We start from the raw sequence: 12,660 nt of genomic DNA on the forward strand, positions 1-12,660 counted from the left end.
CCGGGCCGGTCAGGCGATGTCCGACGGGTCGATCGACGGCAGGTCCAGCGAGGGCGGGTCCAGTCCGAAGGGGTCGTCCTGCTCGACGACGTACGTGCACGAGGTGTAGGTGTACCCGGGCTCGATCGTCGAACCGTCCGCGTAGCTGTCCACGGCCGCGCTCGCCCCGGTCCCGTGCTTGTACAGGAAGTGGTAGTCGCCGGCGGGCAGTCGCAGCCGCGCCTTCGGGTAGCTCTTCCCGCTCGCCCTGCAGGCCTGCTGGTTCCCCGCGGCCGTGCTGTCGTACCGCCCGCAACTCCCGCACGCCTTCAGGGTGACGGTGCCGGTGACCGGCCCGGTGTAGAGGACCTCCACCTCGTTGGGCGCGTCGTTGCTGATGACGAGCTCCATCGTGGCGCCGCCCGGACGCTTCGCCGGGGGCAGCTTCTCCCCGGCGGCGGGACGGCTCTCGGCGATCTCGGCGGCTATCGAGATGTTCCGCGCCTGCCCGCGCCGCCCGTCGTCCTCGTACGTGTCGGCGAAGCCGGTCAGCGTGGAGCGCGCCTCGCCGAACTTCTTCTCCGTGAACTGGTCCACCCCGCAGGCGTACACCCCGTCCCGGACGCCCCGGTCCGCGCGGGCGGCCGAGGCCTTGAGGTCGTCCCCGGTCAGGGCGCCGACGGTCGCGCTCATGCTGCGCAGGGTCTCCGTCACCGCGCACGGCTCCGCGCCGCCCAGCTTCCCGGCCTCCTCGGCGATCCGGGCGTCGACGGCCGGAGCCACCTTCGCGGCGGCGGCCGAATCCGGGAACGTCCGCTGGAGCTCCGCGAGTTCGGCCCCCTTGGAGGCGGAGGCGACGTCCGCGTCGTACGAGCCGAGCTCGGAGAGCCCGCACGCGTACAGGGACTCGGACAGCGGCTCGTCGGGCGACTGCGCGAGGCTGCCCAGCAGTTCGGTGTCCGGGCCCTTCGGCAAGGTGCGCAGATAGCGCAGCGGCTCCAGCGCCCCGCAGAAGTCCTTCTCGGTGTACGGGGCGGAGACCGCCGCGTAGAAGGACTTCAGCCGGTCGGGCACCAGCTTTCCGGCACGCGAGTCCGGGTGCTTCCGGCCGAGGTCGCGGTAGACGGCGTACGCCGAGGTGTACCCCGCCTTCGCCGTGGTGAAGGACTGACCCTCCGCCGCGGCGACCGTCCGGTCGGCGGTCTCCAGCCGGTCGAGCAGCATCTCCTGCACGGCCTCGTCGCGCGCGGAGCCGTAGAGCGCCGCCCCGCCCACCGGCACGGCCAGCAGCACCAGTCCGAGCACGGCGGCCACCACCGGCCGCCACGAGCCGGCGACCGCCGTGCGCCGCGCGATCCTCGCCGCGTCGGCGGCGGCCACGACGAGTACGGCGAGGTAGGCGACGAGTACGCCGCCCGACACCCCCTCGGGCTCGGCGGGCAGGACCGCGAGCAGCAGCAGACCCGTGGCGGCGAGGCAGAGGGCGGCGCGGATCCAGCGGCGGGTGAGGAGATGACCGAGCCCGAGGCCGCTGAGGCTGAGCAGCCCGGCCGCCGCGGCACGCAGCCCGGCACCCGGCGGGGGAGGCCCGACGGGCCCGGCCGGCGGCGGCTGCGCGGCGAACGGCGGCAGCGGCGGGGGCGAGGGAGGCAGCGGTGGGGGCGGCGGTACGGGCGGCGGCCCCGGCGGAGGCGGCGGTGCGTCCACCGGTCCGCCCGGCCCGCCCAGTCCGCCCGGCCCACCCGGTCCGCCCGGCCCACCCGGTCCGCCCGGCCCACCCGGCCCGTTTGGTCCGGAGCCCCGGGCGGGCATTGGCCCCGATCCCGATCCCGGATCCGGCCCCGGAGCGCCTTCGTACGGGTGTGCGCGTCCCTCGTCCGACTCCATACGGTCCCCCCACCGTCGAGCCCTTCCAGTCACCCCTTCTCTTTCCCCTTTCTGCCTCATCCACGCACGAACCGGACGGTTCGCCACGGTCCGGGCGCCGCCGCCCAGCCCGGCTGCCCAGCCCCCGGCGAACCCGTCAACCGCGCGGCGGCGGCGCCGCGTCAGCGCTTCATCAGGGCGAACACCCCCCAGCCGAGGTACTCGCGCTCGTACCGGGCGTAGCGCACGGGGTCGGTGGTGAGCTCCGCGCGTACCCCGGCGGCCAGTTCGTCGTCCGGGTTCCGGTCCAGCCAGCTACGGAGGTTGAGCCACTGCGCCGCCCGGTACCTGTCCCAGCTGTCCTGGTCAGCCAGCACCATCTCCACGACGTCGTACCCGAGATCGCCGAACCGCCCGAGCAGCCCGGGCAGCGCCAGGAAGTCGGCCGGACCGCTCGCGTGGCAGCCCTCGACGGTCTCCTGGTCCGGGGGGTCCCGGCGCCAGAACGGCTCGCCGATCAGCATCAGGCCGCCCGGCCGCAGGCTGCGGGCCAGCAGCTCCACCGTCCCGTCCAGACCCCCGCCGATCCAGGTCGCCCCGACGCAGGCGGCGAGGTCGACGGGCCCGTCCGCGACATGCCCGGAGGCGTCGCCGTGCACGAACTCCACCCGGTCCGCCACCCCGAGTTCCGCCGCACGGGCGCGTGCCCCGGCGGTGAACACGGTGCTGATGTCGACGCCCGTACCGGTGATCCCGTGGTCGCGCGCCCAGGTGCACAGCAACTCGCCGCTACCACTGGCGAGATCGAGTGCGCGGGTCCCCGGCTCCAGGCGCAGGGACCGGCCCAGGGCCGCCAACTTGTCGGCCGTGAACGGGTTGTGGATGCGGTGGCTGCTCTCGCGGATGGTGAAGATGCGGGGAAGGTCCACGGGCGGCTCCTCTCTTCTCGGGCGGAGTGGGTACGGAGGCGGCCTTGCCGGGTGGAACGGGTCACGGGTACGGAGGCGGCGGGCCGTCCGGGCGGGACAGTCCTACGGGCCGCACGCGCCGCGTGTCCACCGGATTTCGACCCCCGCGCCGGTCCCGTGTCGCCCCCACGCCGACCTCGTGCCGCCCCCGCCCCAGCCCCGCGCCAATCCCGTGCCGTCCGTGTTTTCCCGCGCGCGCTCCGCCCGGAGCCGGTAACGTCCTGGGTGCCGCGACTGGCGTGCGCCCCACGGGGCGTTGCGTGGAAACGACCACGAGGGAGCGGCGCGCTCCGGCCCGTCCGGAGGACCACCGCCGGAGGCCGTCCGCCTGGGTATCCGGGTCCATGCCGCACGACGCGGCCGACCCGGGAGAGTCTCGTGACCGTACCCGCACTCGCATCCGTACCCGCATCCGCACCGCCGTCCGCAGGGGCGGCCGCCCCGGCGCCCTCCGCCGCCCGTCCGGCGCTCGCCGCCACCGATCCCGTACTCGCAGGGCTGATCGACGCGGAGGAGCGGCTCCAGGCCGACACCCTGCGGATGATCGCCAGCGAGAACTACGTTTCGGCCGCGGTGCTGGAGGCGTCCGGCACCGTCCTCCAGAACAAGTACTCCGAGGGCTACCCCGGCCGCCGCTACTACGAGGGCCAGCAGGTGATCGACCAGGTCGAGAGGCTGGCCGTCGAACGCGCCAAGGCCCTCTTCGGCATGGAACACGCCAATGTGCAGCCGTACTCGGGCTCCCCGGCCAACCTCGCCGTCTACCTCGCGTTCTGCGCCCCCGGCGACACCGTCCTCGGCATGGGCCTGCCGATGGGCGGCCACCTCACCCACGGCTGGGGCGTCTCCGCCACCGGCACCTGGTTCCGGGGCGTGGGCTACGGCGTGCGCCGCGACACCGGGCGGATCGACCTGGACGAGGTGCGCGACCTGGCCCTCGCCGAACGCCCCAAGGTGATCTTCTGCGGCGGTACGGCCGTGCCCCGCACCATCGACTTCGCGGGCTTCGCCGAGATCGCCCGCGAGACCGGTGCGGTGCTGGTCGCCGACATCGCCCACATCGCCGGGCTGATCGCCGGCGGGGCGCACCCCTCGCCGGCCTCGTACGCCGACGTCGTCTCCACCACCACCCACAAGACGCTGCGCGGGCCGCGCGGCGCGATGCTGCTCAGCACGGCCGAGCACGCGCGCGCCCTCGACCGGGCGGTCTTCCCGGGGCTCCAGGGCGGTCCGCACAACCAGACCACCGCCGCCATCGCGGTCGCGCTCGGCGAGGCCGCGCGGCCGGACTTCTCCGGCTACGCCCACCAAGTGGTCGCCAACGCCCGGCTCCTCGGCGAGGAACTGGCCGGGCGGGGCTTCGACCTCGTCTCCGGCGGCACCGACAACCACCTGCTGCTCGTCGACCTCACCGGCAAGGACGTGTCCGGCAAGGTCGCGGCCAAGGCCCTGGACCGCGCGGGCATCGTGGTGAACCACAACTCCGTGCCGTACGACACCCGCAAGCCCTTCGACCCGTCCGGCCTCCGCATCGGCACCCCCGCGCTCACCTCGCGCGGCGTCCCGGCCTCCGCCATGGCGGACGTGGCGGCCTGGATCGACACCGTGGTCGACGCGGCACGCACCGGCGACGAGACGGTGATCGCCCGGGTCCGCGGCGAGGTCAAGGAGCTGATGGACGCCCATCCGGCACCGGGCCTGCCGCTCGCCTGACCCGCCGTGCGCGGCGGCGGTACGGGACACGGGGCGGCCTTCCGTCCCGGTCCCCGTACCGCCTCCGCGCCACCGGCCGGAAAATCGGTTCGCCCCTCCGCTTGCCGAAGAACCGTCTCTGCGGCCAATGTCCTCGCAGGCACGAGCCGTCCAGAAAAGAGACACATCATGCACACGACCCCCGCCGCCGACACCGCTCCCTCCGAGCCCGCCGCGCGCTGCCCGTTCCGGCTCGACCCCTCCGGTACGGACATCCAGGGCGAGGCCGCCCGGATCCGCGCCGGCGGATCGGCCACCCGGATCGAGCTGCCGGAAGGCGTCCCCGCCTGGGCCGTCGCCGACCCGGCCGTCATCACCCGGCTGCTCACCTCCCCGGACGTCTCCAAGGACGCCGCCCAGCACTGGCCCGCCTGGATCGACGGCGAGGTCGGGCCCGACTGGTCGCTGGCCCTGTGGGTCTCCATACGCAGCATGTTCACGGCGTACGGCCCCGCCCACACCCGCCTGCGCAAGCTCGTCTCCGGCGCCTTCACGGCCCACCGGACCAAGGCCCTGGCCCCCGTCGTCACCCGCATCACCGAGGAACTGCTCGACGAGATCGAGGCGTTGCCCGCGGGCGAACCGGTCGACCTGCGCGCCCGGTACGCCGGACCGCTGCCCGCCCGCGTGATCTGCGAGCTGTTCGGCGTACCGCTGAGCAGCCGCGACCGGCTCTGCACCCTCTTCGACGCCCTGTTCAGCACCGCGACCCCGGCCGAGGAAGTACGCGCCCACGCCGGGGAGCTGTACGGCATCCTCCACGAACTCGTCGCCCTCAAGCGGGAGACCCCCGGCGACGACCTCACCAGCGCCCTGGTCGCCATCCAGCGCGACGGACTCGCCTCGGGCGCGCCGGACCCCCTGGACGACCAGGAACTGCTCGACACCCTCGTCCACTTCCTGTCGGCCGGGTACGAGACCACCATCAACCTGATCGACCACGCCGTGCACGCCCTGCTCACCCACCCCGACCAGCTCGAACTGATCCGCACCGGCAAGGCCGCGTGGGCCGACGCGATCGAGGAGACCCTGCGCTGGGAACCGGCGGCGGCCAACCTCATGCTCCGGTACGCCGTCGAGGACATCGACCTCGGCGACGTGGTCGTCCCCAAGGGCGACGCCCTCGTCATGGCCGTCGCCGGCGCGGGCCGCGACGAGGGCCTGCACGGACCGGACGCCGACCGGTTCGACCTCACCCGGGCGACCCGCCGCGACCATCTCGCCTTCGGACACGGCGTCCACCACTGCCTCGGAGCGCCCCTCGCCCGGATGGAGGGCGTCACGGCCCTCTCCGCGCTCTTCGCCAGGTTCCCCGAACTGGCTCTGGCCGTCCCGTCGTCCTCGCTGCGTCCGGTGAAGTCCTTCATCTCCAACGGCCACCAGGAACTCCCCGTCCTGCGGCACGGGAGCCCGCGGGCCTGACGAGCGGCCCCGGAAGCCGGTGGCGTACGGACACGGGCCCCGCCCGTCCGCCACCGGCCCCGGGACCTCATCCGCCCGTCACTCCGCTACGGCGACGGGCGCGGCCAGCCCTTCCACCAGGCTGCGGAACGCGACCCTCCCGCGCTGCGTCCCGGTCACCTCCACCGCGATCCTGTCCGGAGCACGGCCCGCGTCCGGGGAGCCCCCCGCGTCCGGAGCGCCGCCCAAGGGCGTCTCCGGCAGCGGAACTTCGCGGGCGTCGATCCAGCACGGCGCGTCGAACTCGATGTACCGGGACGTACGCATGTCGGTGGTGAGCGGGCACCACGACCGGTCACCCGCACCCGCGACGACCGCGTACGCGGCCTGCTGGCTCGCCTCCATGGCCACGAGCCCCGGCACATGGTCGACCGGGTGGTCCATCAGCGCCGGATTCCCGGTGTCGGCGATCAACTCCCAGCGGTGCGCGTCGCCGGAAGCGCCGAGCACCACCTCGTCCGCCGCCCGCCGCCCGGCCCGCGCCGCACCGGCGGGCGCCGGCCCGGCCCCGGGCCGCGCGGTCAGGTACGAGCCGCGCAGCCGCCGGTAGACCCGGTCGGACACCCAGGAGAAGCCGGACACGCTCCGGACGAAGACCGACCCGTGCTGCTCCAGGGCGATGGCTATGCGGATACCGTTGCGCCCGGTCCAGGTGCAGACCGCCTCCGCGCGGATCGGCGACAGGTCCGTCGGCCGGCGCGGATCGGCGGCGTAGGAGATCCCGCTCATCAGGAACTGGTGCGCGGAGCTGATCTTGAACTCGGTGTGTGCGAGGCTGAGTCCGATCTGTCTCAGTGTCTGCGCGATCAGCATGTGGTGGTGCACACTTCCGAGTGCGGGTTCGAAGAAGACGTGCCGGCCGGCCCAGTCGATGTCGAGCGCGTACCTGTTCTCGGCGAGCCGGCGGTAGTCGCGGATCAGCACGTCGTCGGGCTGGACACGGTGGGCGTCCGCCGGACGGACCGAGGGTGTGGTGGTGCCCGGTACGCCCCTTCCGGGCGCCGGGACCGAGGCGGTGCCATCCGTCCTGAACTCGGGTACGGACGGGGTGTGGTGGTGCTTCACGGTGTGGTGCATGTGCTCCCCCCAGGGATGAATGCGCACGTGATCAGTTGTGGTCGAGCGCGAATACGGAGCAGTTCGGCACGTCCTCAAAGAGGCCGACCGAAAAGGCCGTTGAAGGCGGGGAGCGCGGCCGGGCACACGGCCGCCGGCGCCGCCTCAACTGGAGGCCGCCGGGAACGGTGCCATAGAATACGGACCAGCCGGTTTCTTGAGGGGAACGTGCCGGAGACACTGAGCCCCGTCAGGCGCATCGTCAGGAGATCTCGAATGGCACGGCAGGAGCGCGCGATCAGGACGCGCAACGCAGTACTGACAGCCGCCGCAGCGGTCTTCGCCGAACGCGGCTACGAGGCCGCCACGATCCAGGAGATCCTGGAGCGGGCCGCGGTGACCAAGGGCGCGCTGTACTTCCACTTCCCCTCCAAGGAAGACTTGGCGCGAGGCGTTCTGGATCATGCGGTCACCGAGCCGCCGCCCGATCAACCGCTGAAGATGCAGTCCTTCGTGGACATGGGGCTGATCCTCGCGCACCGGCTGCCGAGAGAGCCACTGTTGCGGGGTGCCGCGCGCATTGCAGCCGATCAGAGCAACCAGCGCTTCTTCGGAAAGCCCTGGCACGACTGGACGATGCTGACCAGCCAGCAGATCATCGCCGCTCAGGGGCAGGGTGAGGTGCTTCCGCACGTCGATCCCGAGCGGACCGCCCAGACGATGGTCGGCTCCTTCACCGGAATCCAGCTGATGTCGCAGGCGGCCACGGAGATGGCCGATTTCGAGGAGCGCATCTCCCTTCTGTACGACCTGGTGCTGCCCAGCATCGCGGTCCCCGGCGTCCTCGGACGGCTGGACACCTCGCCCCTGCGCGGCGCCCGCGCCTTCGCGGAGGCCCGCGCTTCGGCCGAGGGGCACGAGGGTCACGAGGGTCACGAGGGTCACGAACCCGTGGATTCCGGACAGCCGGACGTCTTCGGCGCGGAGCGTCCGGCGGCGCGCACGGCCTGACCCCGGCGTCCCGTTCCCCGTACGACGCTGGGCGTCCGGCGGGGTTCGTCCGGCATGCCCCGGGTACCCGGAGTGGCGGCACACCCGCGCCCCGGCAACCATGGGCACGACGGACGGAGAACGCAGATGACCGACCGCAGGCCAGAAGGACCCGCGTACACCGGCGCCTCGGGAAGCCCGCCGCCCGTACCCGCCGACATGCCCGACCAGCAGGTGCAGGAGGGCGAGGACGCCCTCGACGTCCCCCCGCCGCCCTGGGCGGACCAGGAGCAGGACGACACCGGCGCCGACAGGACCGACCCCGACGAGGCCGGCGCGGGCGCGCGTGCAGCCCGCAACGCGGGCGTCCACCCGGACCACCCGACCCCGGACGAGTCGACGGGCTGAGGCCCCCCGCAGCCGCCCGCCGCCGACCGCAGGCCGCAGGTGTCGGGCCACGGCGGGCGGACTACGGCGGGCGGGCCGGACGGGAAACCGATTGAGCCCCCGCCGCTCCCGTGGCAGGCTCGCGCGTCCGCACCGGTGCCGCCACGAGCGCGACGGCGGCATCCGGTGAACCGCGACGGCGGCATCCGGTGAACGGCGAGCGGTGAACGGCGAGCGTCCGGGAGGACCCCTTGGCAGCGATCAGGCAGTTCCAGGTCACCTTCGACTGCGCGGACCCCGAACGCGTCGCCCGTTTCTGGTGCGAGGTGCTGGGGTACGTCGTACCGCCGCCCCCGGAGGGGTTCGGCACCTGGGAGGAGTACGACCGCTCGCTGCCGCCCGAACGCCGGGGCGCGTCCTTCGTCTGCATGGACCCCACCGGCGTGGGCCCGCGGATGTACTTCCAGCGCGTTCCCGAGGGCAAGGCGGTCAAGAACAGGGTGCACCTCGACGTACGGGCCGGCACCGGGCTCGTGGGCGACGAGCGGCTGGCCGCACTCGAAGCGGAGTGCGCACGGCTGGTCGCGCTCGGCGCGGTGTGCGTGCGGATCCTGCGGGCCGACGGCTTCGACGAGTCCTGCATCAACATGCGGGACATCGAGGGCAACGAGTTCTGCCTCGACTGAGCGGCCCGGGCCGCGGCGGCGCGACGATAAGTGGCGGCGCGACGAGAAGCGACGGGGCAACGAGAAAGGGCCCGATCGGCGTTTCCGCTGATCGGACCCTCTGTCCGGAAGTGCCCCCGGCAGGATTCGAACCTGCGCACCCGGCTCCGGAGGCCGATGCTCTATCCCCTGAGCTACGGGGGCGTATCGCTGTGTTGCTCTGCGACGGGTGAAACACTACCAGCTCCCGAGGGGTGTCCGTGAACGGGTATTTCCGCGGCGCTGGGCGATTCGTGCGCGCGGGGGAGCCGGGCCGGTGCGGCCCCCGGGGGCGGAAGTGGGCAAAACCCGGACGCAGCCCCTGGGGCGCACCTACTCTCGAAACGTGTCAGGGGCGTACGGCCGCGTGCTTGTTGTGGACGACAACAAGGTCATCCGGCATCTGATCAGGGTCAACCTGGAGCTTGAGGGCTTCGAGGTCGTGACCGCGGCCGACGGTGTCGAGTGCCTGGACGTCGTGCACCGCGTGCGGCCCGATGTGATCACCCTCGACGTCATGATGCCCCGCCTCGACGGCCCCCGGACCGCCGCCCGGCTCCGCGAGGACCCCCGTACCAGCGCCATTCCGGTCGCGATCATCAGCGCCTGCACCCCGAACGAGGCGGACCGGGGCGTCGCCGCCGGGGTGGAGGCGTTCCTGGCTAAGCCGTTCGAGCCCAGTGAGCTGGTGCGGCTGGTGCGCCGCCTCGCGCTGCCGGACGAGCCCACCGCGGTGGACGGCGGTTACGGCGCCGGCCGCGCGGGCAGCGCCGCGCGCTGAGCTCCTGCCCGGACGCCGCCCGCTCCGGACCCGCCCGCTCCGGACCCCGGACACCGCCCGCCCCGGACACCGGCCCATGGCCCCGGCGGCTGCCCGCATGGCGAAACGCGGTCGCGGAGCGCCCCCCTTCCTCCCCTAGGCTGGTCCCGTGACCCCCGCCGACCTCTCCAGGACCGTGCTGCACGCCGTGCGCCGCGCGGTGGACGAGGACGCCCTGCGCGTGGCCGTACCCGCGCGCGTACGGGTGGAGCGGACGCGCCCCGGCGGCAGCGGCGACTACGCCTGCGCCGTCGCGCTCCAGCTCGCCCGTCCGGCGGCGCTGCCCGCGCACGAGGTCGCCCGCATCCTCAAGGACCGCATCGCGGCCGAGCCCGGGATCGGCCGGGTCGAGATCACCGGGCCCGGCTTCCTCAACCTCACGCTCGACGCCTCCGCCGACGGAGCCGCCCGCACCGCCCTCGTACGCGAGGTGGCGGCGCGCGGCGCGGAGTACGGCCACGGGACGGCGCTGAGCGGCGAGACGCCCCTGCTGCCGTACGCGGCCGAGGTCCGGGCCGCCGTCACCGCCGACGCCGTCGCCGCCCTGCTGCGGTCCCAGGGCGCCGCCCCGCGCACCGTCCCGGCCGGACCCGTCGACCCCGACTGGCGCGGCCTCGGGATCGCCGTCGGCAGGGACTCCGGCGCCGACACGGGTGCGGCCGGTACGGCCGGAACGATTCGGCCCGTGCCCGCCGGGGTGCCCGCCGCCGACCTCCTCGTACGCCTCGGGTCCGACGCCGCCCGCTGGGGGCTGCTGCGGGCCGCCGGACACGACCGGGCCGCGCTCGACGACGGACTGCTCGTCCAGACCGCCGCCAACCCGCTCTTCCTGGTCCGCTACGCCCACTCCCGCGCCCGCGCCGTCACCCGGGCCGCCCGCACCCTCGGCCTCCGGGTCACCCCGGACGCGTACGGCGAAGGCGCCCGGGACGACGCCGCCACGCTGCACACCGCCCCCTTCGGGGAGCCCGCCGCCCTCGCGCTGGCCGCCCTCCTCGCCGACCACCCGGCGGTCCTCCTCGCCGCCGCCCGGCACCGTGCGCCCGACCGGCTCGCCCGCCACCTCGAAGCCGTCGCGCACGCCTTCTTCGACTTCCACGACGCCTGCCCCCCGCTCCCCGCCGGCGACGAGAAACCCTCGGCCGCCCACCGCTCCCGGCCGGCCCTCGCCGAAGCCACCGGGACGGTGCTGGCCGGCGGCCTGTCCCTGCTCGGTATCAGCGCGCCCGAACACCTTTGAGAGACCCGAGAGAGCCATACGATGAGCCGTTCCGCCCACCCCGCCGGACCCCGTCACGCCGATGTCGTCCCCGAGGGCCACTACGCGGCCCCGCCCGCCGACCTGAACCTCCTCGACGAGAAGGTCTGGTCGCGCACCGTCACCCGTGACGCGGACGGCGCACTCACCGTCGGCGGCATCGAAGTCGCCCGGCTCGCCGAGGAGTTCGGCACCCCGGCGTACTTCCTGGACGAGGCCGACTTCCGGGCCCGCTGCCGCGCCTGGTCCGACGCCTTCGGGCCCGACGCCGACGTCTACTACGCGGGCAAGGCGTTCCTCTCCCGCGCGATCGTGCGCTGGCTCCGCGAGGAGGGGCTCAACCTCGACGTCTGCTCCGGCGGCGAGCTGACCACCGCGCTCGACGCCGGCATGCCCGCCGAGCGCATCGCCTTCCACGGCAACAACAAGACGGTCGCCGAGATCGAGCGGGCCGTCGAGGCCGGTGTCGGCCGGATCGTCCTCGACTCCTTCCAGGAGATCGCCCGCGTCGCCCACGTCGCCCAGCGGCTCGGCAAGCGCCAGCGGGTGCAGATCCGGGTCACCGTGGGCGTGGAGGCGCACACCCACGAGTTCATCGCCACCGCGCACGAGGACCAGAAGTTCGGCATCGCGCTCGCCGGCGGCCTCGCCGCCGAAGCGGTCCGCCGCGCCCTCACCCTGGACGGCCTGGAGCTCACCGGCATCCACTCGCACATCGGCTCGCAGATCTTCGACATGGCCGGTTTCGAGGTCTCCGCCCGCCGCGTGGTCCAGCTCCTCGCCGAGGTGCGCGACGAGCACGGCGTCGAGCTCGCCGAGATCGACCTCGGCGGCGGTCTGGGCATCGCCTACACCTCCGACGACGACCCGCGCGAGCCGCACGAGATCGCCAAGGCGCTCGGCGACATCGTCACCCGCGAGTGCGAGGCGTCCGGCCTCGCCACCCCCCGGATCTCCGTCGAGCCGGGCCGCGCCATCGTCGGCCCCACCGCCTTCACCCTGTACGAGGTCGGCACCATCAAGCCGCTCGAAGGGCTCCGTACGTACGTCAGCGTCGACGGCGGGATGTCCGACAACATCCGTACCGCGCTCTACGACGCCGAGTACAGCGTCGCGCTCGTCTCGCGCAGCTCCGACGCCGAACCGATGCTGGTCCGGGTCGTCGGCAAGCACTGCGAGAGCGGCGACATCGTGGTGAAGGACGCGTTCCTCCCCGCCGACCTCGCGCCGGGCGACCTGATCGCCGTACCGGCCACCGGGGCGTACTGCCGCTCGATGGCGAGCAACTACAACCACGCGCTCCGCCCGCCCGTCGTCGCGGTGCGCGACGGAGAGGCGCGCGTCATCGTCAGGCGCGAGACGGAGGAAGATCTCCTGCGTCTCGATGTCGGCTGATGAAATAGATGTCTCAGAATCCGG

At 73.7% G+C, this 12,660-nt stretch carries 11 protein-coding genes and 1 tRNA gene; 8 read left to right on the forward strand and 4 right to left on the reverse strand.

Annotation, left to right across the window (positions count from 1 at the left end):
- Positions 1–9: 9 nt before the first annotated feature.
- Positions 10–1,791, reverse strand: coding sequence for a hypothetical protein (locus ACWCWD_RS10595; protein WP_450771789.1), 1,782 nt, complete (start codon positions 1,789–1,791; stop codon positions 10–12).
- 236 nt (positions 1,792–2,027) lie between these two features.
- Positions 2,028–2,774, reverse strand: a complete 747-nt coding sequence (locus ACWCWD_RS10600; protein ID WP_450771791.1) for an SAM-dependent methyltransferase — start codon at positions 2,772–2,774, stop codon at positions 2,028–2,030.
- 417 nt (positions 2,775–3,191) lie between these two features.
- Between ACWCWD_RS10600 and ACWCWD_RS10605 the strand changes: the two genes are divergently transcribed.
- Both ACWCWD_RS10605 and ACWCWD_RS10610 read left to right on the forward strand, forming a co-directional pair.
- Positions 3,192–4,526 (forward strand): serine hydroxymethyltransferase, encoded by a 1,335-nt coding sequence (locus ACWCWD_RS10605; RefSeq protein WP_450771792.1) that lies wholly within the window; start codon positions 3,192–3,194, stop codon positions 4,524–4,526.
- Positions 4,527–4,694: 168 nt separating this feature from the next.
- Entirely contained in the window at positions 4,695–5,987 is a 1,293-nt protein-coding gene (locus ACWCWD_RS10610; protein ID WP_450771793.1) for a cytochrome P450 family protein, read from the forward strand.
- A 78-nt stretch (positions 5,988–6,065) separates the two neighbouring features.
- On the opposite strand, the gene ACWCWD_RS10615 is transcribed toward ACWCWD_RS10610, so the two are convergent.
- On the reverse strand, positions 6,066–7,103 hold the full coding sequence (locus ACWCWD_RS10615; protein ID WP_450771794.1) for a ScbA/BarX family gamma-butyrolactone biosynthesis protein: 1,038 nt from the start codon (positions 7,101–7,103) through the stop codon (positions 6,066–6,068).
- 255 nt (positions 7,104–7,358) lie between these two features.
- Between ACWCWD_RS10615 and ACWCWD_RS10620 the strand changes: the two genes are divergently transcribed.
- From ACWCWD_RS10620 to ACWCWD_RS10630, 3 genes are all read left to right on the forward strand, one after another.
- Positions 7,359–8,093: a ScbR family autoregulator-binding transcription factor gene (locus ACWCWD_RS10620; protein WP_450771795.1), complete on the forward strand. Its 735-nt coding sequence runs from the start codon at positions 7,359–7,361 to the stop codon at positions 8,091–8,093.
- Positions 8,094–8,219: 126 nt separating this feature from the next.
- Positions 8,220–8,480 (forward strand): hypothetical protein, encoded by a 261-nt coding sequence (locus ACWCWD_RS10625; RefSeq protein WP_450771796.1) that lies wholly within the window; start codon positions 8,220–8,222, stop codon positions 8,478–8,480.
- A gap of 230 nt (positions 8,481–8,710) precedes the next feature.
- Complete coding sequence (locus tag ACWCWD_RS10630; RefSeq protein WP_450771798.1) at positions 8,711–9,145, forward strand: VOC family protein; 435 nt, start codon at positions 8,711–8,713, stop codon at positions 9,143–9,145.
- A gap of 111 nt (positions 9,146–9,256) precedes the next feature.
- Here ACWCWD_RS10630 and ACWCWD_RS10635 read toward each other — a convergent pair.
- Positions 9,257–9,328: transfer RNA gene (locus ACWCWD_RS10635), tRNA-Arg, on the reverse strand.
- Between the two features lie 133 nt (positions 9,329–9,461).
- Between ACWCWD_RS10635 and ACWCWD_RS10640 the strand changes: the two genes are divergently transcribed.
- The 3 genes from ACWCWD_RS10640 to lysA all read left to right on the forward strand — a co-directional run bounded on the left by ACWCWD_RS10640 (position 9,462) and on the right by lysA (position 12,636).
- Entirely contained in the window at positions 9,462–9,944 is a 483-nt protein-coding gene (locus ACWCWD_RS10640) for a response regulator (RefSeq protein WP_450771800.1), read from the forward strand.
- A gap of 148 nt (positions 9,945–10,092) precedes the next feature.
- On the forward strand, positions 10,093–11,223 hold the full coding sequence (nrtL, locus tag ACWCWD_RS10645; RefSeq protein ID WP_450771801.1) for an ArgS-related anticodon-binding protein NrtL: 1,131 nt from the start codon (positions 10,093–10,095) through the stop codon (positions 11,221–11,223).
- 21 nt (positions 11,224–11,244) lie between these two features.
- Complete coding sequence (lysA, locus tag ACWCWD_RS10650) at positions 11,245–12,636, forward strand: diaminopimelate decarboxylase (RefSeq protein WP_450771802.1); 1,392 nt, start codon at positions 11,245–11,247, stop codon at positions 12,634–12,636.
- Positions 12,637–12,660: the final 24 nt, after the last annotated feature.

The sequence above is a fragment of the Streptomyces sp. NPDC001493 genome (assembly GCF_053597235.1).

Excerpts from the sequence above, each read along its gene's own strand:
- ACWCWD_RS10595 (WP_450771789.1), bottom strand. The coding sequence starts at position 1,791 with ATGCCCGCCCGGGGCTCCGGACCAAACGGGCCGGGTGGGCCGGGCGGA.
- ACWCWD_RS10610 (WP_450771793.1), top strand. The coding sequence starts at position 4,695 with ATGCACACGACCCCCGCCGCCGACACCGCTCCCTCCGAGCCCGCCGCG.
- ACWCWD_RS10615 (WP_450771794.1), bottom strand. The coding sequence starts at position 7,103 with ATGCACCACACCGTGAAGCACCACCACACCCCGTCCGTACCCGAGTTC.
- ACWCWD_RS10620 (WP_450771795.1), top strand. The coding sequence starts at position 7,359 with ATGGCACGGCAGGAGCGCGCGATCAGGACGCGCAACGCAGTACTGACA.
- ACWCWD_RS10625 (WP_450771796.1), top strand. The coding sequence starts at position 8,220 with ATGACCGACCGCAGGCCAGAAGGACCCGCGTACACCGGCGCCTCGGGA.
- lysA (WP_450771802.1), top strand. The coding sequence starts at position 11,245 with ATGAGCCGTTCCGCCCACCCCGCCGGACCCCGTCACGCCGATGTCGTC.